Origin of the sequence: Herbiconiux moechotypicola (assembly GCF_024979255.1) — a bacterium.
GTDB lineage: Bacteria > Actinomycetota > Actinomycetes > Actinomycetales > Microbacteriaceae > Herbiconiux > Herbiconiux moechotypicola.
This window is the reverse complement of the sequence record NZ_JANLCN010000009.1, coordinates 134,902-161,536: the sequence shown is the minus strand read 5'-3', so window position 1 is coordinate 161,536 and position 26,635 is coordinate 134,902. Positions and strand designations below refer to the sequence as shown.

22 protein-coding genes are annotated in these 26,635 nt (G+C 72.5%); 12 read left to right on the top strand and 10 right to left on the bottom strand.

Features of this window, described 5'->3' with window-relative positions:
• Positions 1-77 precede the first annotated feature (77 nt).
• Genes N1031_RS14885 through mtrA form a run of 3 tightly spaced genes read right to left on the bottom strand, consistent with a single transcriptional unit; the run spans position 78 to position 4,195 of the window.
• A complete protein-coding gene (locus N1031_RS14885; protein WP_259480492.1) occupies positions 78-1,808 on the bottom strand; it encodes an LpqB family beta-propeller domain-containing protein in 1,731 nt (576 codons plus the stop codon).
• Positions 1,801-3,501 carry an MtrAB system histidine kinase MtrB gene (mtrB, locus tag N1031_RS14880; protein ID WP_259480491.1) on the bottom strand — a complete coding sequence of 567 codons (1,701 nt, stop codon included), beginning with the start codon at positions 3,499-3,501 and terminating at the stop codon, positions 1,801-1,803. The genes N1031_RS14885 and mtrB overlap by 8 nt, the downstream gene beginning before the upstream one ends.
• Before the next feature lie 16 nt (positions 3,502-3,517).
• The gene (gene mtrA / locus N1031_RS14875; protein ID WP_259480490.1) at positions 3,518-4,195 is read right to left on the bottom strand and encodes an MtrAB system response regulator MtrA; all 678 of its coding nucleotides are present in this window, start codon (positions 4,193-4,195) and stop codon (positions 3,518-3,520) included.
• 121 nt (positions 4,196-4,316) lie between these two features.
• On the opposite strand from mtrA, the gene N1031_RS14870 reads away from it, so the two are divergent.
• From N1031_RS14870 to N1031_RS14850, 5 genes are read left to right on the top strand one after another with little or no spacing between them, the layout of a single operon-like run.
• Positions 4,317-5,609, top strand: coding sequence for a DUF7847 domain-containing protein (locus N1031_RS14870; RefSeq protein ID WP_259480489.1), 1,293 nt, complete (start codon positions 4,317-4,319; stop codon positions 5,607-5,609).
• Positions 5,606-6,265 carry a DUF4129 domain-containing protein gene (locus tag N1031_RS14865; RefSeq protein ID WP_259480488.1) on the top strand — a complete coding sequence of 220 codons (660 nt, stop codon included), beginning with the start codon at positions 5,606-5,608 and terminating at the stop codon, positions 6,263-6,265. The genes N1031_RS14870 and N1031_RS14865 overlap by 4 nt, the downstream gene beginning before the upstream one ends.
• Positions 6,262-7,455, top strand: coding sequence for a DUF4350 domain-containing protein (locus tag N1031_RS14860; protein ID WP_259480487.1), 1,194 nt, complete (start codon positions 6,262-6,264; stop codon positions 7,453-7,455). Before N1031_RS14865 ends, N1031_RS14860 begins: the two co-directional genes overlap by 4 nt.
• Before the next feature lie 57 nt (positions 7,456-7,512).
• The gene (locus N1031_RS14855) at positions 7,513-8,490 is read left to right on the top strand and encodes an AAA family ATPase (RefSeq protein WP_259480486.1); all 978 of its coding nucleotides are present in this window, start codon (positions 7,513-7,515) and stop codon (positions 8,488-8,490) included.
• Positions 8,490-9,797, top strand: coding sequence for a DUF58 domain-containing protein (locus N1031_RS14850; RefSeq protein ID WP_259480485.1), 1,308 nt, complete (start codon positions 8,490-8,492; stop codon positions 9,795-9,797). Before N1031_RS14855 ends, N1031_RS14850 begins: the two co-directional genes overlap by 1 nt.
• A 40-nt stretch (positions 9,798-9,837) precedes the next feature.
• Here N1031_RS14850 and N1031_RS14845 read toward each other — a convergent pair whose 3' ends face one another.
• The gene (locus N1031_RS14845) at positions 9,838-10,833 is read right to left on the bottom strand and encodes a stage II sporulation protein M (RefSeq protein WP_259480484.1); all 996 of its coding nucleotides are present in this window, start codon (positions 10,831-10,833) and stop codon (positions 9,838-9,840) included.
• A 17-nt stretch (positions 10,834-10,850) separates the two neighbouring features.
• Here N1031_RS14845 and N1031_RS14840 point away from each other — a divergent pair, with 17 nt between their 5' ends.
• On the top strand, positions 10,851-11,678 hold the full coding sequence (locus N1031_RS14840) for an RDD family protein (protein ID WP_259480483.1): 828 nt from the start codon (positions 10,851-10,853) through the stop codon (positions 11,676-11,678).
• 39 nt (positions 11,679-11,717) lie between these two features.
• On the opposite strand, the gene ahcY is transcribed toward N1031_RS14840, so the two are convergent.
• On the bottom strand, positions 11,718-13,232 hold the full coding sequence (gene ahcY / locus N1031_RS14835; protein ID WP_259480482.1) for an adenosylhomocysteinase: 1,515 nt from the start codon (positions 13,230-13,232) through the stop codon (positions 11,718-11,720).
• A complete protein-coding gene (locus tag N1031_RS14830; protein ID WP_259480481.1) occupies positions 13,229-13,462 on the bottom strand; it encodes a DUF3499 family protein in 234 nt (77 codons plus the stop codon). The genes ahcY and N1031_RS14830 overlap by 4 nt, the downstream gene beginning before the upstream one ends.
• A gap of 66 nt (positions 13,463-13,528) precedes the next feature.
• Here N1031_RS14830 and N1031_RS14825 point away from each other — a divergent pair, with 66 nt between their 5' ends.
• Positions 13,529-13,969 carry a metallopeptidase family protein gene (locus N1031_RS14825; RefSeq protein ID WP_259480479.1) on the top strand — a complete coding sequence of 147 codons (441 nt, stop codon included), beginning with the start codon at positions 13,529-13,531 and terminating at the stop codon, positions 13,967-13,969.
• A 48-nt stretch (positions 13,970-14,017) separates the two neighbouring features.
• Here the strand turns inward: N1031_RS14825 and N1031_RS14820 are convergent, their stop codons facing one another.
• The 3 genes from N1031_RS14820 to N1031_RS14810 form a co-directional block, all read right to left on the bottom strand.
• Positions 14,018-15,451, bottom strand: a complete 1,434-nt coding sequence (locus N1031_RS14820; RefSeq protein ID WP_259480478.1) for a DUF5719 family protein — start codon at positions 15,449-15,451, stop codon at positions 14,018-14,020.
• Positions 15,441-18,749, bottom strand: coding sequence for a glycosyltransferase (locus tag N1031_RS14815; protein ID WP_259480477.1), 3,309 nt, complete (start codon positions 18,747-18,749; stop codon positions 15,441-15,443). The genes N1031_RS14820 and N1031_RS14815 overlap by 11 nt, the downstream gene beginning before the upstream one ends.
• Positions 18,750-18,878: 129 nt before the next feature.
• Positions 18,879-19,199, bottom strand: a complete 321-nt coding sequence (locus N1031_RS14810) for a WhiB family transcriptional regulator (RefSeq protein ID WP_259480476.1) — start codon at positions 19,197-19,199, stop codon at positions 18,879-18,881.
• Between the two features lie 184 nt (positions 19,200-19,383).
• Here N1031_RS14810 and N1031_RS14805 point away from each other — a divergent pair, with 184 nt between their 5' ends.
• Positions 19,384-20,340, top strand: a complete 957-nt coding sequence (locus N1031_RS14805) for a GlxA family transcriptional regulator (protein ID WP_259480475.1) — start codon at positions 19,384-19,386, stop codon at positions 20,338-20,340.
• Between the two features lie 40 nt (positions 20,341-20,380).
• On the opposite strand, the gene manA is transcribed toward N1031_RS14805, so the two are convergent.
• Positions 20,381-21,661, bottom strand: coding sequence for a mannose-6-phosphate isomerase, class I (gene manA, locus N1031_RS14800; protein WP_259480474.1), 1,281 nt, complete (start codon positions 21,659-21,661; stop codon positions 20,381-20,383).
• 144 nt (positions 21,662-21,805) lie between these two features.
• On the opposite strand from manA, the gene N1031_RS14795 reads away from it, so the two are divergent.
• From N1031_RS14795 to N1031_RS14780, 4 genes are all read left to right on the top strand, one after another.
• The gene (locus N1031_RS14795) at positions 21,806-22,984 is read left to right on the top strand and encodes an acyl-CoA dehydrogenase family protein (protein ID WP_259480473.1); all 1,179 of its coding nucleotides are present in this window, start codon (positions 21,806-21,808) and stop codon (positions 22,982-22,984) included.
• Between the two features lie 69 nt (positions 22,985-23,053).
• Complete coding sequence (locus N1031_RS14790) at positions 23,054-24,409, top strand: O-antigen ligase family protein (protein ID WP_259480472.1); 1,356 nt, start codon at positions 23,054-23,056, stop codon at positions 24,407-24,409.
• On the top strand, positions 24,406-25,722 hold the full coding sequence (locus N1031_RS14785) for an O-antigen ligase family protein (RefSeq protein WP_259480471.1): 1,317 nt from the start codon (positions 24,406-24,408) through the stop codon (positions 25,720-25,722). Before N1031_RS14790 ends, N1031_RS14785 begins: the two co-directional genes overlap by 4 nt.
• Entirely contained in the window at positions 25,719-26,600 is an 882-nt protein-coding gene (locus N1031_RS14780; RefSeq protein WP_259480470.1) for a glycosyltransferase family 2 protein, read from the top strand. Before N1031_RS14785 ends, N1031_RS14780 begins: the two co-directional genes overlap by 4 nt.
• The last annotated feature ends 35 nt before the right edge of the window (positions 26,601-26,635 follow it).

Sequence of the window (26,635 nt, the reverse complement as noted above, 5' to 3'; positions counted from 1 at the left end):
TCCCGCTCGCCGATCGACGACTTCTGGGGAGAAGCGTGCGATGCCTCGCGATTGTGCAGGAGGAGTGCTTCTCGGCTTCAGTTCTGCACGGCGAGCACCGAGACCCCGGTCGCGGCGGACTGCCACGCACTCCCCTGCTGCTGCAGCAGACCGCCGTCGGCCGCGCGCACCCGCAGCCCGTCGAGGTCGTTGCCTCCCGCCACGCCGAGGCCGTCGGCGGGCGACCCCATCGGACTCGACCGGCCACCGAGCTCCTGCGCCACCACCCTCGTCTCCCCCGTCGGCAGGGCCGTGAGGGCGGCCACGCTGAACTGATCGGCCCAGGTGGCGTCGAGGGCGGTGCCACCAGGCGTCGTCAGCTCGACCGTCTGCCCGAGGCGCTCCGGCACACCGTCCTGGTTGCGGATGACGGCGGCCACCACGAGCTTCGGCACCCCGTCGACCGAGAGGAACGCGACGGCGCGCGTGCCGTCGCGCGAGATCTCGAAGGAGGTGATGCCCGTCGCGCCGTCCCAGCTCGTGGGCACGGCGATGCCCACGTCGTCGGCTCCCGTCGCGGTGAGCGCCGTCGGCTGGTCGCCCGGCACCGACCACACGAAGCCCCAGGGATCGACCGCGGGGGCGATCGCGTCGCCGCGCTGGTCGACGAGCGAGGCGGTCGCCGCGCCGCCGGACGTCGAGCGCACCGCGTACACCGCGCCGTTGCCGCCGCGCACCGCCGCGGTGCCCGAGGTCGCCGACCAGGCGGCCGCCGTGGGCTGCAGCCCCTCCACGGCGTCGCTCACCCCGTCGATCGGCACGACCGTGGAGCCGCTCAGGTAGCCGAAACCGCCGTCGCGCAGCACCAGGGCACGCGCATCCACCCTCGGGTCGGCGTCGGGAGCCGCCGCCGACGTGCCCGGGATCTGCACCACGTTCTGGTCGACGGTGATGGTCACCGACGACACCGAGGCGAGGTCGCGGAGACTCTCGCTCAACTGGAACTGCATGCGCTGCAAGTCGCGCGCATCCGCCTGCAGCACGTTCGACGAGAGCTCCACCTGCGTCTGTCCGCCCGAGGTGACCACGGCGGGAGTGGTGGTGCCGTCGGGGAAGGCCGTGACCACAGCGCCGTCGCCGAGCCACGAGGTGGGGCCGTCGAGCAGCGCCTTCACCACCCGGGTGCCCACGGCCGTCGTGGTGGGGAACCAGCGCAGGTCGGGCACGAGATAGGTGAACGTGGGGTCGTAGAAGTAGAGCGCGTGGGAGGAGAACACCTGGTCGAAGAAGACGTCCTCGATGACGATGCCGTCGGCCAGACCGCTGATGCGCCACTCGCCGTCCACCGTCGCGAAGGTGAAGGACAGGCTCGACGGCGCGTTGGAGAGGCTCGCGGAGTAGCTGCCGTTCGCGTCGACCGTCGCCACCGGCGTGATTCCCATCCGGATGGAGGTGTCGTTCTCGGTGACGGTCGGCCTCGTACCGGTGTCGACCGTCGTCTCGGCGTTCGGCCGCCAGTTCTGCGCGGCGTCGCTGGTGAGGTAGCGGCGCGCGATGGCGTAGTCGTCCTGCGGACTCTTCGCCGCCTGGATGAAGCCGTTGAGGATCTCCTGCTGGCCGGCACCCGGCACCGGGTCGGCGGCGAGGAAGATGACGTCGATGTCGTCGTCGGTGCCGATGACGTCGCCCGCCTGCACCGGGCCGGAACGAGGGATGCCGCTGCACGCGGCGAGCGCCACCGCCGCCGCGAGCACGGCGGCCACCGCCACCACACGACGGGCCAGGATGCGCGTGGCTCGGCCCGCCGTCGACCGGGTGCCGTCAGCCACGATCCCCACCTCCTCCGCCCGTGGGCGCCGCCGACGGCGGGCGCAGCTCGGCCACCGCCGGCGCCGGCCCGAAGGCGTCGTCGGGTTCGAGGGGCAGGGGAGACCCGCCGATGCTCCCGCCGCGCTCGCGCGGCAGCGTGAGCCGGAAGCAGCTGCCGGCACCGGGCCGCGACCACACCTCGAGCGCGCCGCCGTGCAGCGCAGCGTCTTCGAGCGAGATGGCGAGCCCGAGGCCGGTTCCGCCGATCGTGCGCTTGCGGGAGGGATCGGCCCGCCAGAACCGGTCGAACACTCTCTCCGCGTCGGTCTCGCTCATCCCGATGCCGTAGTCGCGCACCGAGAGCGCGACCGAGCGCTCGTCGCTGTCGACGCTCACCACGATCGGCCGGCCCTCGCCGTGCTCGATGGCGTTGCCGAGCAGGTTGCGCAAGATGCGGCGGATGCGGCGGCCGTCGACGTCGGCCTCGAAGTAGCCCCCGGGCGCCACCAGCCTGAGATCGCTGCCCGCGGCGTCGGCGAGGGAGCGGATCTGCTCCAGGGCGTCCTCGGCCAGACGCACGAGGTTGGTGGGCTCGGTGTCGAGCTGGGCGGAGCCGGCGTCGAAGCGGCTGATCTCGAGGAGGTCTGCCAGCAGAAGCTCGAAGCGCTCGGTCTGCGTGTGCAGCAGCTCGGCGGTGCGGCCGGTGGCGGCCGGGAAGGTGTCGCGCTGGTCGTAGAGCACGTCGCCCGCGAGCCGGATCGTGGTGAGCGGGGTGCGCAGCTCGTGCGAGACGTCGGAGACGAAGCGCTGCTGCACCTGCGAGAGCTCGGCCAGCTGCGTGATCTGCGACTGCATGCTGTCGGCCATCCCGTTGAACGAGCGGGCGAGCGTGGCGATGACGTCCTCCCCCTTCTCGGGGATGCGCACCTCCAGCTGGCCGGCGGCGAGCCGCTCGCTCGTCTCGGCCGCCATCCGGATCGGCTGCACCACGAGCCGCACCACGAGCCACGCCACGAGCCCGATGAGGATCACCAGCGCCAGCCCGCCCAGCCACAGCGTCTGCTGCACGAACACCAGGGTCTGCTCGGCCTCGGCGAGGTTGTAGCCGATGTAGAGCTCGAACGACCCCGCACCCGGGATGGTGAGCGGCGACCCCACCACGATGCCCGGCGCGCTGCCCCCCGACTCGGTGGCGAGCGACACCGACTGCCAGTACTGCTGGGAGCTGCCGGGGTCGGCGGCCACCTCCGCGCGCAGTTCGGGCGTGATGACGCCCTCCGCCGCCAGTTCGGGACTGGCGAACGAGAGCACGGTCGTCGACGTGGAGGTGGCACCCGGTGTGGCGTAGACGGCGATCAGCCGGCTCGACGACGAGGCGATGATCGCCGACTTCGCGGAGCTGAGCAGCGAGATGGTGGACGCCTCACCACTGGCGTCGGCCGAGTCGAAGATGGTCTGCGCCGCCGTCGCGGCGTTCTTCGACTCCACCAGCACCTGATTGAGCCGTGACTGGAAGAGGTCGTTGCCGATGCTGATCGACATGTAGGTGCCGGTGACGACCACGGCGAGCGCCGAGAGCGCGACGGTGATGACGACCGTGCGGAACTGGAGGGAGCTCCGCCAGACGTGGGCCAGTCGCGACGGCCAGCCGCGCCAGCCCCGCCAGAATCCGGCGGCCGACTCGCCGGCCCGGCTCGGCGGCGGACCGCTCATCGCTCCCGGCCGCCGATCACGCCGAACCGGCGCGGTAGCCGACGCCGCGCACCGTGGTGACGATCTTCGGGTTGTCGGGGTCTTCCTCCACCTTGGCGCGCAGGCGCTGCACGTGCACGTTCACCAGCCGGGTGTCGGCCTTGTAGTGGTAGCCCCACACCTGCTCGAGCAGCATCTCGCGGGTGAACACCTGCTGCGGCTTGGAGGCCAGGGCGAGCAGCAGGTCGAACTCGAGCGGCGTGAGGTTGATGCGCTCGGCGCCCCGGCGCACCTCGTGACCGGCCACGTCGAGGTGGAGGTCGCCGATCTGCAGCAGCTCCGGTGTGTTCTCGGGCGCCGGGCGCAGACGGGTGCGGATGCGCGCCACGAGCTCCTTCGGGTTGAAGGGCTTCACCACGTAGTCGTCGGCCCCCGACTCGAGACCCTTCACGACGTCGGCGGTGTCGGTGCGCGCGGTGAGCATGATGATGGGCGTACCCGACTCGGCGCGGATGAGACCGCACACCTCGATGCCGTCGAGGCCGGGGAGCATGAGATCGAGCAGCACGAGGTCGGGCTTGGCGTCGCGGAAGGCGGCGAGCGCCTCGGCCCCGTCGGCGCAGAACAGCGGCTCGAAGCCCTCGGCGCGCAGCACGATGCCGATCATCTCGGCGAGCGCCGTGTCGTCGTCGACGACGAGGATGCGGGGGTCCATGAGCTTCAGAGTAGCCGAGCCGATCGGCCCTCTTCTCGACGGTTGCCGGGAAAACTCCCAGCGAGTGTGACAGCATGGAGCGGGACGCGACGGGTCGGACCGTGCTCTGAAGGAACTGCCTATGGACGACGAGAAGTGGACCGCGCCCGACGCGGCCACCCCACCTCCCGCAGCGCCCGCTCCGCAGGCGCCCGCGGTTCCCCCGGTTCCCGCGGCGGGGCAGTATCCACCCCCGCAGCTCCCACCCGTTCCGCAGTACGGGCAGTACGCACCCCCGCAGGCACCGCAATACGGGCAGTACGCGCCCCCGCAGGCACCGCAATACGGGCAGTACGCGCCCCCGCAGGCGACGCAGTACGCGCCCCCGCCCCCGCCGCAGCACGGCTGGACTCCCCCGCCCAAGCCCGGCCTCATCCCGTTGCGCCCCCTCGGCTTCGGCACGCTCCTCGGCGCACCGTTCCAGGTGGTGCGGCGCAACCCCAAGGCCACCTTCGGCAGCGGCCTCATCGTGCAGCTGGTCATCGTGGTGGTCACCGTGCTCTTCGTCGGGGCCGCCGCGCTCTGGGCGGGCGAGCGCGCGGTGCGCGCCTCGGGCAGTGACGCCGCGGCCATCGAGGCCGGCAACGTGGCGATCGTGCTCGTCTCCCTGCTGGTGCCCCTCGTGCTCACCCTCTTCGGCACGGCGCTGCTGCAGGCCGTGCTCGTGGTGGAGGTCGCCAGGGGCACCCTCGGTGAGAAACGACGACTCGGCGAGCTCTGGAAGGCGGCCTTCCGCCGGGTGCTCCCCCTCACGGGGTGGTTCGCGCTGACGGTCCTCGCCCTCCTCGTGGCCGTCGCCCTCGGCGTGGCGGTCATCGCGATCGGCGCCGCGGTCGGTGGTGCCGCGCTCGGCGTGGGCATCCTGGTCGCCGTGCTGCTCGGTCTGGCCGTGACGGTGCTGTTCGTGTGGCTCGGCACCAAGCTGGCGCTCGTGCCGAGCGTGATCGTGCTCGAACGACGTGGGGTGATCGCCTCGATGCGGCGCTCCTGGTCGCTCACCTCGGGGCATTTCTGGCGCACCTTCGGCGTGATCGCCCTGGTCTACGCGATCGTCTCGATCGCCACGCAGATCCTCTCGACGCCCATCTCCTTCCTCTTCCCCCTCGTCATCACCCTGGTCGACCCGAACAACTCGGGGTCGGGAGTGGTCGCCATCATCGTGCTCTACGTGGTGTTCGCCGCGTTCTCCATCGTGCTGGGGGCGCTCACCTCGGTCATCCAGTCGGCCACGGTGGCCGTGGTCTACATCGACCTCCGGATGCGCAAGGAGGGCCTCGACATCGAGCTGGTGCGCTACGCAGAAGCGGCGACCGCCCCCGACTCCGACGGCCAGACCGCCTGGCCCGACCCCTACGCCCCGAGCCCACGCGGATGATCGCGCCGGTCGAGCCGGGTGCCGACGAGGCACGCGAGTGGCTCCTGGGGGAGCTCTCCAAGCCGCCCTACCAGGCGGCCCGGCCCACCTGGTTCGACCTGGTCTCGCAGGCGATCGGCGACTGGATCGCGTCGTTGCGCGTGCCCGACGGCTCGGGCCTCGGCGGGCTGCTCCCCGTGATCGCCGTCGCCGTCGTGGTGGTGCTGCTCGTGATCGCCGTGATCGTGTTCGGCCGCCCTCGTCTCAACCGGAGGAGCGCGGTCGCGCCGGGGTCGCTGTTCGGCGACGACGACACCCGCAGCTCGGCCGAGCTGAGGGCCTCGGCCGAACGGGCCGCGGCCGCGGGAGACTTCGGCACGGCGGTGCAGGAGGCCTTCCGCGCGCTCGCCAGGAGGCTCGCCGAGCGCACCGTCGTGATGACCGGCCCCGGCAGCACGGCGCAGGACTTCGCGGCGAGGGCCGGCCGGTCGTTCCCGCCGCGGGCCGACGAGCTGCGGGCGTGCGCCGCGCTCTTCGACGGCGTGCGCTACCTCGACCGTCCGGGCACCCGCGACGGCTACGAGCGCGTGCACGCACTCGACCGGCTGCTCGACGCCGAGCGGCCCGTGGCGCTCGACGCCGTCGCGCCGCAGACCGTGAGCGCGGGCAGGGCATGACCGCCGCCCCGCTCGCTCCGAGCGCCGCCGAGACACCGCGCGTGCGCACGAGGCTGCGCCGCTCGGTGTTCTGGGTGGTCGTGGTGGTGGCCGCCGTGGTCTTCGCCGTGTTCACGATGCTGCTCACCGCATCCGGGACCCCCGACGGGGAGCGGTACTCCCTGGGCAACGCCGGCGCCGAGGGGAGCCGGGCGGTGGCCGAGGTGCTGCGGCAGCAGGGCGTGGAGGTGATCGCCGCGTCGTCGCTCGACGAGGCCAGATCGGCCGTCGCCGGTGGGGCGGCGACCGTGCTGTTCACCGACCCCTACGGCTACCTCGACGACACCGGGCTGGCCGCGGTGGCCGGACTCGGCCGGTCGCTCGTGCTCGTGGAGCCCGGCAGCCAGGAACTCGACGTGCTCGCGCCCGGCATCGAACCCGCCGGTGCCGCCGAGGACGCCGAGGAGGTGGCCGCCGCTTGCACCCTCCCGGCGGCGGAGCGGGCGGGCACCGTCTCGCGGCCGACCACCACCTATCGCGCGGTGGACGACACGACGGTCGAGGACAGCTGCTTCCCCTCCTACGACGACGCCTACGGCCTCGTGCGCCTCGACACGGGGCCGTCGACCGTGACCGTGCTCGGCACGGGCGACGCCCTCACCAACGGCACCATCACGCAGGCCGGCAACGCGGCGCTCGCCCTGGGCCTGCTCGGCGAGAACCCGACGCTGGTCTGGTACGTGCCCGGCCCCGACGACCTCGCCGAGGGACCCTCCGACACCCTCGGATCGCTCACGCCGGGCTGGGTGACCCCGGTGATGCTGCTCGGCGCGCTCGTCGTGGTGGCCGCGGGCGTGTGGCGCGGTCGCCGTTTCGGCCCCGTGGTCGTGGAGAACATGCCCGTCACCGTGCGGGCCAGCGAGACCATGGAGGGCCGGGCGAGGCTCTACGCTCGGCAGGGCGCCCACACCCGGGCGCTCGATTCGCTGCGCATCGGCACGCTGGCCCGGCTGAGCGAACGGCTGGCCCTGCCCCGGCAGACCGACGTGGTCGAGGTGAGCCGGGCCGTGGCCGCGGTGACCGGGCGGCACGTCGACGAGGTGCACCGCATCCTGGTGGGCGAGCTGCCCCGCTCGGAGTCGGAACTCGTCGCGGCCTCCGACCGCCTCCTGCTGCTCGAACAGGAGGTGGCCCGTGCCACGCTCCCCTGATACCGCAGGCGACCACCACCGTTCCCGCACGACCGTTCCAGCAGTGAGGACCCCGTGATGACCGATCAGACACCCCCCGCCGACGCCGACGAGCTGCGGCGCGCCCTCGCCCGGGTGCGCACCGAAGTCGGCAAGGCCGTCGTCGGGCAGGACGGCGCCGTCACCGGCCTCATCATCGCCCTGCTCGCGCGGGGCCACGTGCTGCTCGAGGGCGTGCCCGGCGTGGCCAAGACGCTCCTCGTGCGCTCGCTCAGCCAGGCGCTCTCGCTCGACACCAAGCGCGTGCAGTTCACCCCCGACCTCATGCCGGGCGACGTGACGGGGTCGCTCGTCTACGACGCCAAGGCCGGGGAGTTCTCGTTCCGGGAGGGCCAGGTGTTCACGAACATCCTGCTCGCCGACGAGATCAACCGCACGCCCCCGAAGACCCAGTCGTCGCTGCTCGAGGCCATGGAGGAGCGCCAGGTCTCGGCCGACGGCGTGACCCGCCCGCTGCCCGACCCCTTCCTCGTCGCCGCCACGCAGAACCCCGTGGAGTACGAGGGCACCTACACGCTGCCCGAGGCCCAGCTCGACCGCTTCCTGCTGAAGCTCGTGCTCGACCTCCCCGAGCGCGACACCGAGGTAGCCGTGCTCACCCGGCACGCGAACGGATTCAACCCGAGAGACCTCGCCGGGGCCGGAGTGACGCCGGTGCTCGACGCCGCACAGTTGACGCAGGCACAGGCGGCCGCCGCTGCGGTGCAGGCCTCCCCCGACGTGCTCGCCTACATCGTCGACCTGGCGCGTGCCACCCGGCAGAGCCCCTCGGTGAAGCTCGGCGTGAGCCCCCGCGGCTCCACCGCGCTGCTCGCCGCGGCGAAGGCCTGGGCCTGGCTGAACGCCTCGCCCGGGATCACCCCCGACCACGTGCAGGCGATGGTGCTGCCGGTGCTCCGCCACCGCATCCAGCTGCGGCCCGAGGCGGAGCTCGAGGGCGTGTCGGTCGACGCGATCCTGCGTTCCATCCTCACCCAGGTGCAGGTTCCGCTCTGATGGCGGTCTCCGGCCGCTTCGTCGCGCTGCTCGCCCTCGGCGTCGTGCCGGTGGTGCTGCTCGGCGAGCTCGCCGGACGCGCGCTCGAGACGCTGCTGGTGTGGATCGCGCTCGGCATCGCACTGCTCGTGCTCGACCTCCTGTCAGCCGCGTCGCCGCGGGCGGTGCGGCTGGAGCGCAGCATCCCCGGCCGGCTGCGGCTCGGCGAGACCGCCCCGAGCATCCTGTACCTCACGCACACGGGGCGCCGGATGCTCAGGGCCGTCGTGCGCGACGCCTGGCAGCCCTCGGCGGGGGCGAGCACAACCCGCTCCCGCGTCGACGTGCCCCCGGGCGAGCGGCGCGCCGTGACGGTGCAGCTCACCCCGTTCCGCCGCGGCGAGCGCCGAACCGAGCGGGTGACGATCCGGTCGTGGGGCCCGCTCGGGCTCGCGGCCCGACAGGCGACCCTGCTGTCGCCGGGGCGCATCCGGGTTCTGCCCCCGTTCAACTCCCGCAAGCACCTGCCCTCGCGGCTGGCGCGGCTCAGGGAGCTCGACGGGCGCACCAGCGTCATGATCCGCGGACAGGGCACCGAGTTCGATAGCCTGCGCGAGTACGTGCGCGGAGACGACGTGCGGTCGATCGACTGGCGGGCCACCGCGCGGCACAGCGACGTGATGGTGCGCACCTGGCGGCCGGAGCGCGACCGGCGGGTCGTGGTGGTGATCGACACCGGCCGCACCCAGGCGGCGCGCATCGACGACGAGCCGCGACTGGACACCGCGTTCGAGAGCGCACTCCTGCTCGCAGCCCTGGCCACCCGGGCGGGCGACCGGGTCGACCTCGTGCTCTACGACCGGCGGCTGCGCGGCCGGGTGCACGGCGCCTCCGGGCCCGCACTTCTCGCCGGGATGGTCGACGCCATGGCCCCGGTGGAGCCCGAGCTCATCGAGATGGACTGGACCGCGGTGCCCGGCCTCGTGCGCCAGGTCACCACCCAGCGCTCCCTCGTCGTGCTCTGCACCTCGATCGACTCCCCCGGCAGCGCGCGGGAGCTCATGGCGATGGTGCCCGAGCTCACGAAGAACCACCTCGTGGTGGTGAGTTCGGTGACCGACCCCGACGTGCTGGCCGCCTCGCTCGAGCGCGGCGACCGGGAGCAGGTGTACCGGGCGGCGTCGGCCGAGCGGGCGCTGCTCGACACCGCACGGGTCACCTCGGTGCTGCACCGCTACGGGGCCGACGTGGTGACCGGGTCACCGGCCGAGCTGCCTCCGGCGCTGGCCGACCGCTACCTTGCGCTGAAGGCGGCCGGCCGGCTCTGAGGGCCGGCGCGGCTCAGCCCGCTCACCTTGCTCAGCCGGCTCAGCCCGCGACGAGCTGCGTCGCCCCCGCCTCGAACTCACCGATGTCGCCGGTCTCCCCCGCCCGGACCGCCCGCCCGCCGAGCACGATCATGTAGGCCAGGAAGGCCCCGAGCGCGAGTGCTCCGATGCCGATCTTCAGCCACCACGGCCAGGGTGCCGGGGTGACGAAGCCCTCGATGATGCCCGAGACGAACAGCACCAGCACGAGCCCGAGCGCCACCGTGAACAGCGACCTGCCGTTCTCGGCGAGCGAGCGCGTGCGCGTGAGAGCGCCAGGAGCCACCCAGGCCCAGAAGATGCGCAGCCCCGCCGCCGCGGCCACGAACACCGCCGTGAGCTCGAGCAGGCCGTGCGGGAGGATGTACTGGAAGAACACGTCGCCGTTGCCGGTGGAGAACATGACGCCCGCGCTCACCCCGATGTTCTGGGCGTTCTGGAACAGCACCGCGGGCACGTAGACGCCGAGGATGCCGAAGGCGACGCACTGCGCGGCGATCCAGGCATTGTTCGTCCACACTTGACCCGCGAACGACGCCGCCGGGTTCTCGGAGTAGTAGTTCACGAAGTCCTCGTTCGCGAACTGGTCGAGATCGATCTGCCGGCCGAGCACCGCCAGCACGGCCGGGTTCTGCGTGATCCACACGGCGTAGAGCGTGGCGACCAGCACCGTGGCGGCCGCCACCCCGAGGGTGAGCCACCGGATGCGGTACAGGGCCGCCGGGAGCTGCACCAGGAAGAAGGCGGGCAGCTGCCGCAGCACGTTCGAACCCGCCCCGGTGAAACGCAGCCTGGCGCGCGACAGCGACACCGAGAGCCGATCGCCCTGAGCGGTCGAGCCCGCCACCGTCTTGATGGCCGACAACTGCGTGGACCCGGACTGATAGCGCTCGATGAGCTCGTCGGCCTCGCGCCCGCTGAACGACCTCTGACGACCGAGGTCGTCGAGGCGGTTCCATTCCTCGCGGTGTGCGGCGGCGTAGGCGTCGAGGTCCATCTGCTTAGATGATAGCCATGACCGGCCCGGGAGAGCAGGAGCTGCTCACAGGTGAGGCGGTCGGACTCGATGTGCGACCGGCCGGCTTCCTGCTGCGCAGCGCCAGCGGTGCGATCGACTTCCTGGTCTCGGTGGTACCGCTCGCGGCGGCGCTCTACCTGTTCTTCGCCGTCGCGTTCGTGGGCGTGAGCGTCGACCCGGCGCTCGCCCAGGCGCTGTTCGTGGCCCTGCTCGTGGGCTTCATCGTGGTGCTGCCCATCACGGTGGAGGTGGCGACGCGCGGCCGCTCGCTCGGCCGCCTCGCGATCGGCGCCCGGATCGTGCGCGACGACGGCGGCGCCATCTCGCTCCGCCACGCGGTGGTGCGCGGTCTCACCGGCGTCGTGGAGATCTACCTCACCCTCGGCGTGCTCGCCTTCGTCACCTCGATGCTCAACTCGCGGTCGAAGCGCCTCGGCGACCTCCTCGCGGGCACCTACAGCCAGCACGAGCGGGTTCCCGCCCCCCTGCCCTTCGCGGTGGCGGTTCCCCCCGAGCTGGCGATGTGGGCCCGCACCGCCGATGTGGCGAAGCTGCCCGACCGGCTGCAGCGCCGGCTCGTACAGTTCCTCACCCAGGCCGACCGCATGACCCCCGCCACCCGCGAGCGTCTCGCCCACGAGCTCGCGGCCGAGACGGCGCCGTTCGTGTCGCCGCTGCCGGCCGCGCATCCGCACCTGTTCCTGCTCGCGGTGGCCGCGCTCCGCCGCGACCGCGAGTACGCCGCCCTGATGCGCGAGCGAGCGCGGCTCGAGCAGGTGGAGCCGCTGCTGCGCGGACTGCCGCACGCGTTCCCCGACCGCTGAGCGGCGGCCGGGGAGCGGCCCGACGGCGCCCGACCGCTCTCAGTAGCGGTAGTGGTCGACCTTGTACGGCCCCTCGACAGGCACGCCGATGTAGGCGGCCTGCTCGGGCCGGAGCGTGGTGAGCTCGACCCCGAGAGCGTCGAGGTGCAGACGGGCCACCTTCTCGTCGAGGTGCTTCGGCAGCACGTAGACGCCCACCGGGTACTTCTCGGGCGTGACGAACAGCTCGATCTGGGCGAGCACCTGGTTGGTGAAGGAGTTGCTCATGACGAAGCTCGGGTGGCCCGTGGCGTTGCCGAGGTTCATCAGCCGGCCCTCCGACAGCACCAGAACGCTGCGGCCGTTGGGGAGACGCCACTCGTGCACCTGGGGCTTGATCTCGACCTTCTCCGCACCCTCCAGGCGTGCCAGGCCCGCCATGTCGATCTCGTTGTCGAAGTGGCCCACGTTCGACACGATCGCGAGGTGCTTCATGTTCAGGATGTCGTCGACGCCGATGACGTTCACGTTGCCGGTGCCCGTGACGAAGATGTCGACCTCGCCCACCACGCTCTCCAGGCGCGACACCTGGAAGCCGTCCATCGCGGCCTGCAGGGCGCAGATCGGGTCGATCTCCGACACGATCACCCGCGCGCCCTGACCGCGCAGCGCCTCGGCCGCGCCCTTGCCCACGTCGCCGTAGCCGACGACGAAGGCGACCTTGCCGCCCATCAGCACATCCGTGGCCCGGTTGAGGCCGTCGGGCAGGGAGTGCCGGATGCCGTACTTGTTGTCGAACTTCGACTTCGTGACGGAGTCGTTCACGTTGATGGCCGGGAACAGCAGCTCGCCCGCGGCCGCGAGCTCGTAGAGCCGGTGCACGCCCGTGGTCGTCTCTTCGGAGACTCCCCGGATCTCGGCGGCGATGCGGGTGAAGCGGTCGGGCTGGTCGAGCACCGAGTCGCGCAGCAGGTCGAGGATGACGGCGTACTCCTCGCTGTCGCCGGGTGTCGTGTCGGGCACGCGGCCCGCGAGCTCGAACTCCCGCCCCTTGTGCACGAGGAGGGTGGCGTCTCCGCCGTCGTCGAGGATCATGTTCGGGCCGATCCAGTCAGCGTCACCGCCGCTCTCGCGCTCGGCCAGAGCCTCCTCCGACCAGTCGAACGCCCGGTCGGTGCACCACCAGTACTCGGTGAGGGTCTCGCCCTTCCAGGCGAACACCGGCACCCCCGCGGGCTCGTCGACGGTGCCCGACGGCCCGACCACCACGGCCGCCGCCGCCTCGTCCTGCGTGGAGAAGATGTTGCAGCTCACCCAGCGCACCTGGGCGCCGAGCGCCACCAGGGTCTCGATGAGCACCGCCGTCTGCACCGTCATGTGCAGCGACCCCATGATGCGCGCACCGGCGAGGGGCTGCGAGGGGCCGAACTCCGCACGCAGCGCCATGAGGCCCGGCATCTCGTTCTCGGCCAGCCGGATCTGGTGGCGACCCGCGGGGGCGAGAGTGAGGTCGGCGACGCGGTGCGAGACGGCGTGAGACGCGACGGATGCGGGGGTGGAGGGTGCGGAGGTCATCCTCCGATTGTCGCAGGTCCGGCCGTGAGCGGGACATGAGCGTGCCGCATCACCTGCCAGCCCTGCGGCGCCGAGAAGCGCTCGAGGTGCACGGCGCACAGGTCGTAGCCGTGCGGGTCGGCCACGGGGCTGAGCGGGCCGATGACGACGAGCGAGTCGGAGTAGTCGTAGGTGAGCGTGGTCGTCGCCTCACCCCGGCAGGAGGGCCGTGAGCATTCCCGGTTCGTCATCGCCCTCAGCCTAGGCGAGCGGATGCGGTGCACCGGCCTGCGACACGGCCGTGACAGACTGGACCCATGGCCCGTCCCCGCCGCTCCGCCCGCGCGGCGACCGTGCGCGCCCGCACCCGGAGCCGTCACGGGCGGGAGCTGCGCTCCTCGGTGGCCGGGCCCGACCTGCCGTTCCTGCGCACGCGCACCGACCTCTTCGACATGACGGTGGCCTCCACCGCCGAGTACCTCAGGAGCATCTGGCCCAACGAGCTGGCCCAGGTGTCGTTCGAGGTGGCGGCCATGCCCTTCGGACCGTTCGGCTCACCCGATCACGTCGACCGGTGGGCGGTCACGAAGAGCCGCGTCATCCTGTTCAGGCTCCCCATCGAGCGGATGGCGCACCTGCACCGCGACGACGAGGTGCATCGGCGGCTCGCGATCGAGTCGTGCGTGTTCCGGGCCGTGGCCGAGCTGCTCGGCAAAGACCCGTGGGATATCGCGCCCGACCGGTTCCGCCACCTCTGAGCCGCGCGGCCGCCCGTGGGCCGCGCATCCTGTCAGGCGCGCGTCTTCTCAGGGGTAGACGACGAGCGGTGCCGACGGCGGCGCGGGCGGCGTGAGCGCGAAGGCCGAGGAGCGGCCTCCCCCGAGGTAACCGACCATCGCGGCGACCGGCTCCGAGCTCGTGACGGTGTAGCCCGTCGAGCTCTGGAGCGTGATCGACCGGGTGCCGGGCACGAAGGTGACCTCCTGGGTCTCGCCGTCGTCTGCGGTGACGGTGAGCACCACGTCGGCCCCGGTGCCGTTCACCACGTGCAGCCGCGCGGTGGGGCCGGGGGCCGTGGCGACGGCGAAGGTCTCGTCGAGCGTCTGCAGCGCCGGGTACCAGGCGAAGTCGCTCGCACCGTCGGCGACCGTCGAGGTGCGGGCCGCCATCACGATCGGCTGGTCGGAGTCGGCGGTCACCGCGTAGGTGCCGTCGGGCAGATCTTCGAGCGGGAACTCGGTCACGATGCCGGGGGTGAGCCCCACTCGGTACTCGGTGCTCGCACCACCCGTGCGCTCCTCCGCCACCGTCACCGTCACGGAGGCGGGATCGTCTCCGGGCACGAACATCCGGAGCACCGGCTGGAGGTCTTCGTTGCCGGAGTCGGCCAGCAGCGGAGCGATCGCCGAGCTGCCCGAGATCTCCACGCCGGCCACGGTCTGGGTGGTGGCGGGGGGAGCGGTGGCCCCGACGAGCTCGACGCCCCCGGGCTCGAGGCCGCGCACCACGCTCTGCTGCACGGCGGCCACCACCGCGCCCACGCTCGCCTCGACGTGCACCACCGGTGCGGCCAGGTCGGGGGCGAGGCCGGCCAGCGACAGGATGCGCGTGGACCGCGCCGGCACGTCGATGTTGCGCCCGCCGGGAGCCTCCACGGCACCGGTGTCGCCGAACACGGTGACGTCGACCACCGCGGCCACGTCGGCCGGGTTGGTGAGCGAGACGAAGCTGGTGCGGCCGACGGTGGTGGAGCCGGCGACCAGCCAGCTGTCGTCGCTCGCTTCGCCGCAGGCGGTCGCGGCGAAGCCGACGAGGTCGCCCGAGGAGACCGACTGCGACTGCGCCGCCGCGAAGACGGCGCCCGAGGAGACCGCGTCGGCCGGGAGTGCCACGCGGGCGGGAGCGGATGCGGCCGCGGCGCCCGCACTGTCGTCGGGCGACGCGAGGGTGCTCAGCTCGAGCTCGAGACCGCTGTCGCCGGAGGTCGCGACCTGGTCGGCCGATCCGACGCTCGAGATGGCCGTCGCATCCTGCCCGCTGTCGTCGGAGAGACGCACCAGCGGGCCGGGGCACGCGCGCACCTCCTCGGCGGCGGCGGGGTCGACCGTGAACGACGAGGGCGTGGCGGTGACGCCCGGGAGCGGGAGCAGCACGGCGGCGCTCACGACGCCCGCGGCGGCGGCCGCGGTGACGACGCCCACCACCACGCGCGTCGCGGTGCGGAGAGGGCTAGCGGCCATCGTGGTCTCCCTCCTCGGGGGCGGATGCGGCCACGTCGGACGGGGTCACGGTCGATGTCGGAGCGGTGTCGGCATCGGGCTCGGCCGCCGGCTCCGGCTCCGGCTCCGGCTGTGATTCAGCCGCGGTCTCGACCTCGGCCTCCTCCGTCGTCGCCGCCTGGGCGGATCGCACGCTCAGCACGGTGTCGTCGTCGGGGTGGTAGTCATCCGGCGGGGAATCGATCGCCGGGGCGACGTCATCCTGCTGGACCGGTGAGTCGCCCTGGACCGCCGGAGCGGAGATGGGCGACACGACCGTCAGCGGTGTGTCGGCCGCGAGGCCCGCGAGCGGGGAGCGCGACGCCGTGAAGACCCCTGTCGGGGCGCCGGGCGCGGCCGGGTCGGAGTCGAGCACCTCGGGCTCGTCGCCCACCGGCACCTCGTCGTCGTGGTCGGCGGTCTTCTCCTCGGCGAGCTGCTCCTCGGGCGAGTCGGCGGCCGCCGCGTGCGCGGTGGCGCTCACCGCCCGCGAGCCCTGAGCCTGGAGGCGGCCGGCCGGGAGTGCGAGCAGCACGGCGACGAGGAAGACGAAGGCCTGCACGGCCAGCACGAGGATGCCGTACGGCGTGCCGGTGGGGGTCGGCGACGGCTCCGGCAGCGCCGCGACGGGGTCTGTGTCGCCCGCGACCTGCCACAACCGGCCGAAGGCCGTGTCGCCGATGAAGGTGGACTGGGCGTTCGCGTTCAGCGCGGCGGCCGAGCGCGCGGCCACGTCGTCGGCGTCGTCGCCCTCCGTCGCCGGCGAGAGCAGCACGAACTCCACTCCGAGGGAGGTGAGCTCGCCCGCGACCTCGGCCCCGCTCACCGACGCCACGTTGCCCACGATCGAGGCGAGTTGCTCGCCCTGCTCCCCCGCGAGCGCCGCGGTCGAGGCGAGGGTGGACTGCTGGCTCAGCGTGGGACCGGTGCCGTGCACCACCGACGCGGCAAGACCCCCTCCGGGCTGCGGATCGAGCACGAGGGTACCGACCCTCGGCGTGGCCTGGGCCTCGGCCGACACGTAGGCCGGCAGCTGACGCCCGGTACCGGGCACGACCTCGGCCGTTCCGAGGAGCACACCGAGCCCCGAGGGCAGCACGATCACGCCCACCGCCGTGAGGGCGATCACGGCGGGCACCGTGGCCAGCCGCGGCAGCGCTTCGAGGGCCACGCAGGCCGCGCCCACGAGCCCCAGCCAGTAGAGGCTGAGCCCCGATCCCGGCCAGATCGACACGGCCTCGTCGCCCGAGGTCGCGAGAGCGAGCTGGGTGGCACCCACCGCGGTCGCGAACCCGAGCAGGGCCACCACGACGGAGAGCACCGCGCGGTAGGAGCCGGGCAGCACCAGCGCCGCGACCGCGAGGATGCCGAGCGGCAGGGCGAGCAGGCCCACCACGATCAGCGCGGTCTGCGCATCGATGCCGAACCCCGCGGCGAGCGACTCCCACCCGCCGAGACCGGTCTGCGGCAGGCCGAGCAGGAGGTCGAGCACCGGGACGGAGGGGCGCCACACCGGCACACCCGGATCAGCGAGCAGCGCGAGCGGGGTGCCGCGCAGGAACTGGTCGACGGCCAGCGGCGCGAACAGCACCAGGGCGGGGATCGGCACCCCGATGAGGCGCATCACGTCTCGGCGCGCGGCGACGGTGGCGATCAGCCAGAGCACCGCCAGCGCCGGCCAGAGCGACGGGGCCGCGGCCAGAACCGCCGCGAACAGGATCGACGCCATCGCGGAGGCCGACCACGACCGCGGCGCCGCCAGCACCGCGAGCACGAGCCAGGGCAGCAGCAGGTGTGCGAGGAGCGGCCCGATCATGCCCGCGTCGAGGGCTCCGAGGAACGGGGGTGCGAGCACCCAGAGCACGGCGGCCGTGGTGCGCACCAGGGGACGCTGGGTGAGCCGTGCGGCGAGGAACCAGGCCGCGAGCGCCGCGAGCGGGAGCGCGACGAGGTAGAGGCAGACGAGGGCGAACGACGGTGCCCAGAACGTGATCGAGCCGAGCACCGCCAGGAGAGTGGCGAACGGATCCGCGGCACCGGTGAACCCGAGGCCGAGGTCGCGGAATCCCGTGCCGATCTGCTGCCAGAGCTCGCCGACGGAGCCGTCGAGCGGGAGCGCGCCGCCGCCGATCAGGGCGGAGGCTCCGAACGCCGGGAGGAACACCACGAAGCCGATGAGCGCGATCACGAGCACGGTGACGGCGCCGCCGCTGGCGATGAACTGGATGCGGTCACGGTCGCCGCGGAGATAGGTGAGGGCGATCTCCCGCTGCAGTGATCGCCGTCGGCGTACCTCTTCGCCGGGCATCCTGAGCGGTGCGATGGCCTTCCAGCCCACCTTCCTGGCGGACTTCAGCCGGCGTCTGGCCTCACCGATGTGCGAGCCGAACGCCGCGCGGAACGCCGCCGCGAACTCGCCCCCGATGGCGCCGGGCTGCTTGCGCACGAGCTGCACGATCGACCGCAGCACCGCGAGGGGCACCAGTGAGAGCCAGTGGAACACCACCGCGAACGCGGGTGCGTAGACCAGCCGGCGATGCAGCTGCGCCGCCCGCCTGGCCGTCTGGCGGCGCCGGCGCGCGGATCCCTTCACCGATCGGCTGGGCCCGGAGTAGCCGTCGCCGTCGGTCGCCACGCGAGCCGCGGGCACGGCGATCACGCGGTGCCCGGCCAGTCGCACCCGCACCGAGAAGTCGAGCCCGTTGTCGGCCGTCGGCAGAGCGGGGTCGAAGCCGCCCACCTCGTTCCAGACGGTGTGCCGCACCAGGAGGCCGGCCGCGCCCATCCCGAGCACGTCGCTCAGGCGGTCGTGCTGCGCCTGGTCGAGCTCGGTCTCCACGAGCGCCACGCTCGAACCCAGCGAGGTCACGGTCTCGCCGAACTCGGCGATGTAGTCGCCGTCGCCCCACTCCATCTGCTTCGGGCCGGCGGCCGCGACCGAGGGGTTCACCTCGACGGCGGCGAGCAGGGCGGCGAGTGCGCCGGGCTCAGGGGCGGTGTCGTGGGCGAGCAGCCAGATCCAGTCGTTCTCCGACTCGGGCGGCGGCGCGACGCCGAGCGCGTGGGCGACGCCGGTGCCGAACGAGAGCCGGCTCGAGGCCGAGATGAAGCGGGTGGGATGCGCGGCCGCGAGCAGTGCGGCGGTCTCGTCGGTCGACGCGCAGTCCACGACCACGAGCGCGTCGGGCCTCCGCGTCTGGGCCGCGATGGCCTCCAGTGTTCGCGGAAGGTGCCCGGCTCCGTTCGAGGAGACGAGGACGGCGGTGACTCGAGCGTGCATCGGGTCGACTCTAAGCGCGGCCCCGCGCATCCGGCGGGGGCCTCATCGGCGTGCCGGGTTTATGTGAACCACATGTGGACCGCGCCCCCGGTCGACCCCGCGCCGCAGCAGCGGCGGCGCGCTAGAGATTCACACCGCGCGCTTGCGCAGCTTGCGGCGTTCGCGTTCGGAGAGGCCGCCCCAGATGCCGAAGCGCTCGTCGTTCTCGAGGGCGTAGTCGAGGCACTGCGCCTTCACCTCGCACGAGGTGCAGATGCGCTTGGCATCGCGGGTCGACCCGCCCTTCTCGGGGAAGAAGGCCTCGGGGTCGGTCTGCGCGCACAGCGAGTCGGCCTGCCAGGCGAGGGGGTTGTCATCGCCCGCGTTCTGCCGGACTCCCGGGACACCCAGATTGACAGGATCGACGAACCAGTCATCAGGAACGCCCGAGCGATAGTCTGACAATGCCATATCACGCTCCACACTCTGAATCGGTCTGCGACCTGCCGAACCCCGTGCACTAATTACAGCCGTGTAGTTCGCTCACGTCAAGTCGCGGATCGTAAACCCTCAAGCCGTTGTCGAGGGTTAGGCGCGGCGCTCGGCGTGGCGCGTGCGATGGACATTCCGAGCAGTTCATCGATATCCTGCCAGGATGTTGCGGAAGATCGTGCTGCTGGCCATCCCCGGCGTCGCCCCCTTCGAGTTCGGGGTGGTGTGCGAGGCCTTCGGCATCGACCGCAGCGAGCACGGCGGCCCGGTGTTCGAGTTCTCCATCGCCACCGCGGAGCCCGGCCCGGTGCGCACCAGTCTCGGCTACGACATGGTCATCTCGAACGACCTCTCGGCCGCGGCCGACGCCGACCTGGTCGCCGTGCCCGCGCACGACGTGAACGCCGACGTCGACCCGCGGATCGCCCAGGTCATCCGCGACGCGGTGGCCAGGGGCGCCTGGGTGCTGAGCATCTGCAGCGGCGCCTTCACCCTGGCCAAGAGCGGGGTGCTCTCCGGCCGCAGCGCCACCACGCACTGGATGCACGCCGACCGGCTCGCCCGCGAGTTCCCCGACGTCGCGGTCGACCCCGACGTGCTCTTCGTCGAGGACGGCACCGTCATCACGAGCGCCGGCACGGCCGCCGGCATCGACGCCTGCCTGCACCTCATCCGGTGCGAGCTGGGGGCCTCCGCCGCGAACGTGGTGGCCCGGCGCATGGTGGTTCCGCCGCAGCGGTCGGGCGGGCAGTCGCAGTACATCGCGGTGCCCATCCCCGCCAGCCGCGACGACTCCTTCGCCGAGGTCACCGACTGGATGCTCGAACACCTCTGCGAAGACCTCACGGTCGACGAGCTCTCCCGCAAGGCGCTCATGTCGCCGCGCACCTTCGCCCGCCGCTTCAAGGCCGACCTCGGCACCACCCCCGGCGCGTGGCTCAACCGTCAGCGGCTGCTGCGCGCCCAGCAGCTGCTCGAGGAGACCGTGCTGCCGCTCGACACCGTCGCGTCGGAGAGCGGCTTCGGCACCGCGGCGGTCATGCGGCACCACTTCGCGAAGTCGCTCAACACCACCCCCGCCGCCTACCGACGCACCTTCTGCATCCGCGACACCGCCTGACCCGCGTCGCGACGCGCCGCGCGGAGCCGGGCGCCGGGCGCTACGGCAGCAGGTGCGCGGGGGCGCCGGGAGCGGCGAGGAAGAGGGTGCCGGTGCCCGAGACCGTGAGCTCGCCCTCGTCGGGGGTGACGAAGACGGCGTCGCCGCGCACGAGCGCGTGCGAGCCCGACGCGCCGGCGATGCTCAGCGAGCCCGCCACGCAGATGCCGATCGCCGCACCGAACGGGGTGTACGCGACCGAGGTGGGCGCATCCGCCCCCAGCCCGGGCTCGACGCGGGCGAGCACGAAGTCGGGCACGTCGGGCACGAACAGCTGCAGCCCGGCGGACGGCTGCTGCGGCTCGAGGTAGGGCACGGGCAGCGGGTCGAAGTCGAGCACCTCGAGCAGCTCGGGCACGTCGATGTGCTTCGGGGTGAGGCCCCCGCGCAGCACGTTGTCGCTCGCGGCCATGAGCTCCACGCCGAGCCCCGAGAGGTAGGCGTGGATGTTGCCGGCCGGCAGGTACAGCGCCTCGCCGCGCTGCAGGGTGACGCGGTTGAGCAGCAGCGAGATGACGATGCCGGGGTCGCCCGGGTACTCCTCCGAGAGCCGCACCACGGTCTCGAGCGAGGCCGTGTAGGGGTCGGTGAGGTGCGCGTGCGCGGGGTGCAGCGCCTTCTCGGCGGTGCGCACGAGGTGACCGACGAGCGCCGACACCTCCTCTCCGCCCCCGAGCAGCCAGGCCACCACCGACTGCAGGATCTCGGCATCGGTCTCGGTGAGGGTCACCGAGTCTTCGAGGAGGTGCACCATCGGGCCGTAGAGCTCCCACCGCGGGGCGGTCTGCGCGTTGTCGATCGTGACGAGCAGGTCGACGATCTCGCGCACCTCGTCGAGCGGGCGGAAGCCGCACAGGGCGTCGTAGCGCTCGCTCAGCGCCACCACGAGTTCGGGCTTGTGCAGGGCGTCCTTGTAGTTGCGGGTCGGGTCGTCGAGCGCGACGCCCGCCGCGTTCTCGCGGGCGAAGCCCTCCCGGGCCCGCTCGAGGGTGGGATGCGCCTGGAGCGAGAGCGGGGCGCCCGCGGCCAGGATCTTGAGCAGGTAGGGCAGCGACCCCTGCCGCCCCACGATGCGCGTCGGGTCAGAGGCGATCCACGCGGCGAGGTCGCCGGCACCGCCCGTCTCGGCGGGGTCGAGCACCTGGCTCGGGCTGCCGGGATGCGCGCCCAGCCAGAGCTCGGCCTGCGGCTCGCCGGTGACGGGCGTGCCGAGCAGCTCGGGGATGGCCGTGGCCGACCCCCAGGCGTAGGGGCGGGGGGTGTTGCCGATCGCTACGAACATGGTCCCAATCTCGTTCCGTGCCGGCCGGCGCCGAAGCCGGTTATGTGCCCCCTACAAGCCGTGCGGAGCACGGGTCGCGGGCGGTTGGAACAAAACTACCAAGCCGCCGTGCCCGCATCCGGTCGCTCGCTATGCTCACCGGCCATGAGCTTCGAACCCCTGGTCAGCGACTTCTACGACTACGCCTCCCTCCTCAGCGACGAGGAGCAGGCGGCGCTCGCGCGACTGCGCGCCCACCTCGAGACGGCGGTGAAGCCGGTCGTGAACGAGCACTGGCAGAGCGCCACCATGCCCGAGGGCATCATGCCCGGCCTCGCCTCGACGGGCGTGTTCGGCTTCGCCTGGGAGGAGACGAAGCCGTTCGAGAACTCCGCCGTGTTCCGCGGCTTCGTGGCGCTCGAGCTCGCCCGCGTCGACGCGAGCGTGGCCACCCTCGTGGGCGTGCAGAACGGGCTCGCCATGGGCTCGATCAGCGTCACCGGATCGCCGGAGCAGCGCGCCGAGTGGCTGCCGCGGATGGCCGCGGGCGAGGTGGTGGGCGCCTTCGGCCTCACCGAGCCGCTCTCCGGCTCCGACTCGGCGCAGGGCCTGCGCACCGTGGCCACCCGCGACGGGGACGAGTGGGTGCTGAACGGCTCCAAGCGCTGGATCGGCAACGCCACCGTGAGCGACATCACCGTCATCTGGGCGAAGGACGCCGCCGACGGCCAGGTGAAGGGCTTCATCGTGCCCACCTCGACGCCCGGCTACTCGGCCACGAAGATCCAGGGCAAACAGAGCCTGCGCATCGTGCAGAACGCCGACATCACGCTCGAGGACGTGCGGGTGCCGGAGAGCCTGCGGCTGCAGGGCGCGAACTCGTTCCGCGACACCGCGAAGGTGCTGCGCCTCACCCGTGCCGAGGTGGCGTGGGCCGCGGTGGGCAACTCCATCGGCGCCTACGAGGCGGCGCTGCGCTACGCGAAGGAGCGCGTGCAGTTCGGCAAGCCGATCGCCGGCCACCAGCTCATCCAGGACCTGCTGGTGAAGTCGATGGGCAACATCACGGCCAGCCTCGGCATGGTGGTGCGGGTGTCTCAGATGCTCGACGACGGCACCCAGCGCGACGAGCACTCCGCGCTCGCGAAGGCCTTCACCACGGCCCGGATGCGCGAGACGGTCGCGTGGTGCCGCGAGGTGCTCGGCGGCAACGGCATCGTCCTCGACTACGACGTGGCCCGGCACTTCGCCGACGCCGAGGCGCTCTACTCCTACGAGGGCACCCGCGAGATGAACACGCTCATCGTGGGCCGCAGCCTCACGGGCGCAGCCGCCTTCGTCTGATCGCCGCCCCCGCATCCGCCTCGCCCCCTCGGCCGCGGCCGGGGCGCCCCGAGAAGTAGGCTGTTCGCCATGCGCTACCCCGTCGACGCCACCACGAAGGCCCTCTCGGTGCTCGTGGTGTTCACGGCGTTCGCCGGCGACTTCTGGCGCAACCTCCTCGGCTGGTGGGGCTACCTCGCGCTCGTCGCCGCGATCACGGCCGCCGTCGCGGTGCTGATGACGCGCCGGGGGCTGTGGCGACGGCTCGACCCCCGGCGTCTGCCCCGCACCCTCCTGCTGCTCGCGACGCTCATGGTGCTCTCGCTAGCGTGGTCGGCGTACCCCGGGGCGACGGTGCTCGGCATCCTCGCGCAGGCCGCCACCACTCTCTGCGCCCTGTTCCTCGCGGTCGCGAACGGATGGCCCCAGCTCGCGCTCGCGGCCTCGCGCGCGTTCACCGCGATCCTCGGTCTCTCGGTGGCGTTCGAGCTCGTGGCCGCGATCTTCGTGCGGCAGCCCGTCCTGCCCTTCTTCACCGACTACTCCGGCCAGAAGGTGCCGAACGCGTTCTACTGGACGCAGGCCGACCTCTTCACCGGCGGCCCCATCCAGGGCATCGTGGGCAACCGCAACCTGCTCGCCTTCGTCGCGCTGCTCGCGCTCGTGACCGTGGGGGTGCTGCTGGCCCAGAAGCTGGTGCGCACCCGCCCGGCCGTGGCCTGGCTGGTGACCGCGGTCGTGGTGCTCGCCCTCACCCGCTCGGCCACCGTGATCGCCGCGCTGGTCGTGACCGCCGGGATGCTCGGGGTGCTGCTTCTGGCACGCCGGGTGGGCCCGGGGCGCCGGATGGGCGTGGCGGTGGCGACGGCGGCACTGGCGGTGGCGGCCGTGGTGGCGGTGAGCGCATCATGGAGCACGCTGCTCGGGCTGTTCGGCAAGTCGGACGACCTCACGGGGCGCGTCGACATCTGGAACTCGGTGGTGTCGCTGGCCTCGGAGCGGCCCGTGTTCGGCTGGGGCTGGGTGAGCTACTGGGTGCCGTGGGTGGAGCCCTTCGACGGGCTCGCCGTGCGCAACGGGGTCACCTATCTGCAGGCGCACGACGCCTGGCTCGACGTGTGGCTGCAGCTCGGGTTCGTGGGGTTGGCGCTGTTCGCCTTCTTCGTGCTCGGCAGCTGGCACCGCTCGTGGTGGTTCGCGGTCGACACCTCCCTCGACGGCCGCGGGCGCCCCCTGCCCCACCTCGCGGTGACGCTCGCGCCCGCGCTCATCCTCACGGCGCTGCTCGTGCAGAGCCTGGTGGAGAGCCGCCTCCTCGTCGAGGGCGGGTGGCTGCTGCTCGTCGCGATCGGCGTGAAGAGCAAGATCGAGCAGACCGACGTGGGGCTCGACCTCACCGGGATCGAGACGGTGCCGAAGGCGGCACCGGTCGCGACCGCGCCGTGACCCCTGCTGCCCGGTCCGCGCATCCGGCCGCCGCCGCGGTGCTGGAGTTCTTCGGCTCGACCCGGTTCGCGAAAGCGCTCACCGTCACGATCCTCGCCACGGCGTTCGGCTCGTTCCTCATCCGGGCCACCCTCGGCTGGCCCGGCCTCATCGCCATCGTCAGTGCCCTGGTGGTGTTCGCCGCCCTCTCCTTCGCCGGGCGGTGGGACCGCCTCGACTGGCACGGGCTGCTGCCCATCTCGCTGCTGCTGTTCCTCGGCTGGTGCGTGCTCACCGTGTTCTGGAGCAAGTACGTGCCGTCGAGCCTCAACGGCATCGCCTACCTGCTCGCTTACGCCTTCCTCGGCGTGTACGTCGCGGTGGTGCGCGACCTCATCCAGATCGTGCGCGCACTCGGCGACGTGCTGCGGGTGGTGCTCACCGTGTCGCTCGTGCTCGAGATCGTGGCGGGTGCGCTGCTGGACGCGCCCATCCGGTTCCTCGGCATCACCGGGGCGCTGTCGACGGCGGGGCCGATCCAGGGTGTGCTCGGCACGCGCAACATGGTGGGATTCGTGGCGCTGCTGGCCGTCGTGACCTTCGCGATCGAGTGGGCCACGAGGTCGGTGCGCCGGGGCACCGCGGTGTACAGCGTGGCGATCGGTCTGGCGGCGATCGTGCTCTCGGGGTCTCCGGTCACGACCGCGGTCGCGGTGGTCACGGCGCTGGCCGCGGGGGTGCTGCTGCTGTTGCGCCGCGCGGCGCCCGAGACGCGGCGGGGCTGGCACTTCGTGCTGCTGGCGCTCTCGCTCGCCGGGCTCGTGGTGGCCTTCCTCATGCGCGGGCGCATCCTCGAGATCCTCTCCACCCGGCGCGAGTTCACCTACCGGCTCGAGATCTGGCGCGAGCTGTGGCGGCTGATCGAGCTCAACCCCCTCGAGGGCTGGGGCTGGGCGGGCTACTGGCGCAGCAGCGTGTCGCCGTTCTTCGCGCTCGACGTGATCGGCAACCGCTCGCACACCTCGGCCCTCAACGCCTTCATCGACGTGTACTTCCAGACCGGACTGGTGGGCTTCGTGATCTTCGTCGGATTCGTGGGGCTCACCTTCGGGCGCGCCTGGGTGCTCGCGGCGTCGAAGAAGAGCATCGTCTTCCTCTGGACCGCCCTCGTGCTGGTGGTGCTCATCGCCACCTCGATGGCGGAGAGCATCATGCTCGTGGAGTACGGCTGGCTGATGCTCGTGATCTGCTCGGTGAAGGCCGCGCGCGACCTCAGCTGGCGGGTGCGGCTCCGGCGCGCCGACGAACCGCACGAGGGGGTGCCCGCGGAGTGACCCTCGACATCATGATGCCGTTCTGGGGGCGCCCCGACCATCTGCGGGAGGCGGTGCAGAGCGTGCTCGCGCAGAGCGATCCCGACTGGAGGCTCGTCGTGGTCGACGATGTCTACCCCGACACCGAGCCGGGGCGGTGGGTGCAGTCGCTCGGCGACCCGCGCATCCGGTATCTGCGCAACGCGGAGAACCTCGGCGTGGGGGGCAACTTCCGCGAGTGCGTGCGGCTGGCCGAGCACGAGCGGGTGGTGCTCATGGGGTGCGACGACCGGATGCTGCCGGGGTTCGTGGGGCGGGTGCGCTCGCTGGTCGACGCGCACCCGGGGGCTGCGATCGTGCAGCCGGGGGTCGAGGTGATCGATGCGGCGGGGGCGGTGCACCGGCCGCTCGCCGACCGGGTGAAGGGCATGGTGCGGTTCGGCGGCTCGGGGGCGCGGGAGTTCTCGGGCGAGCGACTGCTCACGAGTCTGCTGCACGGGAACTGGGCGTACTTCCCGTCGCTGGTGTGGCGGCGCGACGATCTGGTGCGGTTCGGGTTCCGGCCCGGGTTCGAGGTGGTGCAAGACCTCGCGCTGATCGTCGACGTGGTGCTCGCGGGCGGGTCGCTGCTGCTCGACGACGAGACGGTGTTCCAGTACCGGAGGCACGCGGGCAGCGTGTCGGCGCTCACCGGGCCCGACGCGACCAAGTTCGGCGAGGAGTCGGCGCTGTTCGCCGAGGTGACGGCACGGACCGCCGCCGCCGGGTGGGGCCGCGCCTCCCGGGCGGCGCGCCTGCACCTCACCTCGCGCCTCAACGCGCTCACCGAGCTGCCCGCCGCGCTCCGCGCCGGCGACCCCGTCGCCCGGCGCGCTCTGCTCCGCCACGCGCTCGGCTGACCTGCCGCGCGCATCCGCCGCCCTGCGCCCTGCGG

Coding starts and splice junctions, on each gene's coding strand:
- N1031_RS14820 (WP_259480478.1), bottom strand. CDS start 15,451: ATGGCCGCTAGCCCTCTCCGCACCGCGACGCGCGTGGTGGTGGGCGTC.
- ahcY (WP_259480482.1), bottom strand. CDS start 13,232: ATGACCTCCGCACCCTCCACCCCCGCATCCGTCGCGTCTCACGCCGTC.
- N1031_RS14815 (WP_259480477.1), bottom strand. CDS start 18,749: ATGCACGCTCGAGTCACCGCCGTCCTCGTCTCCTCGAACGGAGCCGGG.
- N1031_RS14805 (WP_259480475.1), top strand. CDS start 19,384: ATGTTGCGGAAGATCGTGCTGCTGGCCATCCCCGGCGTCGCCCCCTTC.
- N1031_RS14870 (WP_259480489.1), top strand. CDS start 4,317: ATGGACGACGAGAAGTGGACCGCGCCCGACGCGGCCACCCCACCTCCC.
- mtrB (WP_259480491.1), bottom strand. CDS start 3,501: ATGAGCGGTCCGCCGCCGAGCCGGGCCGGCGAGTCGGCCGCCGGATTC.
- N1031_RS14790 (WP_259480472.1), top strand. CDS start 23,054: ATGCGCTACCCCGTCGACGCCACCACGAAGGCCCTCTCGGTGCTCGTG.
- N1031_RS14795 (WP_259480473.1), top strand. CDS start 21,806: ATGAGCTTCGAACCCCTGGTCAGCGACTTCTACGACTACGCCTCCCTC.
- manA (WP_259480474.1), bottom strand. CDS start 21,661: ATGTTCGTAGCGATCGGCAACACCCCCCGCCCCTACGCCTGGGGGTCG.
- mtrA (WP_259480490.1), bottom strand. CDS start 4,195: ATGGACCCCCGCATCCTCGTCGTCGACGACGACACGGCGCTCGCCGAG.
- N1031_RS14865 (WP_259480488.1), top strand. CDS start 5,606: ATGATCGCGCCGGTCGAGCCGGGTGCCGACGAGGCACGCGAGTGGCTC.
- N1031_RS14825 (WP_259480479.1), top strand. CDS start 13,529: ATGGCCCGTCCCCGCCGCTCCGCCCGCGCGGCGACCGTGCGCGCCCGC.
- N1031_RS14830 (WP_259480481.1), bottom strand. CDS start 13,462: ATGACGAACCGGGAATGCTCACGGCCCTCCTGCCGGGGTGAGGCGACG.
- N1031_RS14845 (WP_259480484.1), bottom strand. CDS start 10,833: ATGGACCTCGACGCCTACGCCGCCGCACACCGCGAGGAATGGAACCGC.
- N1031_RS14860 (WP_259480487.1), top strand. CDS start 6,262: ATGACCGCCGCCCCGCTCGCTCCGAGCGCCGCCGAGACACCGCGCGTG.
- N1031_RS14810 (WP_259480476.1), bottom strand. CDS start 19,199: ATGGCATTGTCAGACTATCGCTCGGGCGTTCCTGATGACTGGTTCGTC.
- N1031_RS14850 (WP_259480485.1), top strand. CDS start 8,490: ATGGCGGTCTCCGGCCGCTTCGTCGCGCTGCTCGCCCTCGGCGTCGTG.
- N1031_RS14855 (WP_259480486.1), top strand. CDS start 7,513: ATGACCGATCAGACACCCCCCGCCGACGCCGACGAGCTGCGGCGCGCC.
- N1031_RS14840 (WP_259480483.1), top strand. CDS start 10,851: ATGACCGGCCCGGGAGAGCAGGAGCTGCTCACAGGTGAGGCGGTCGGA.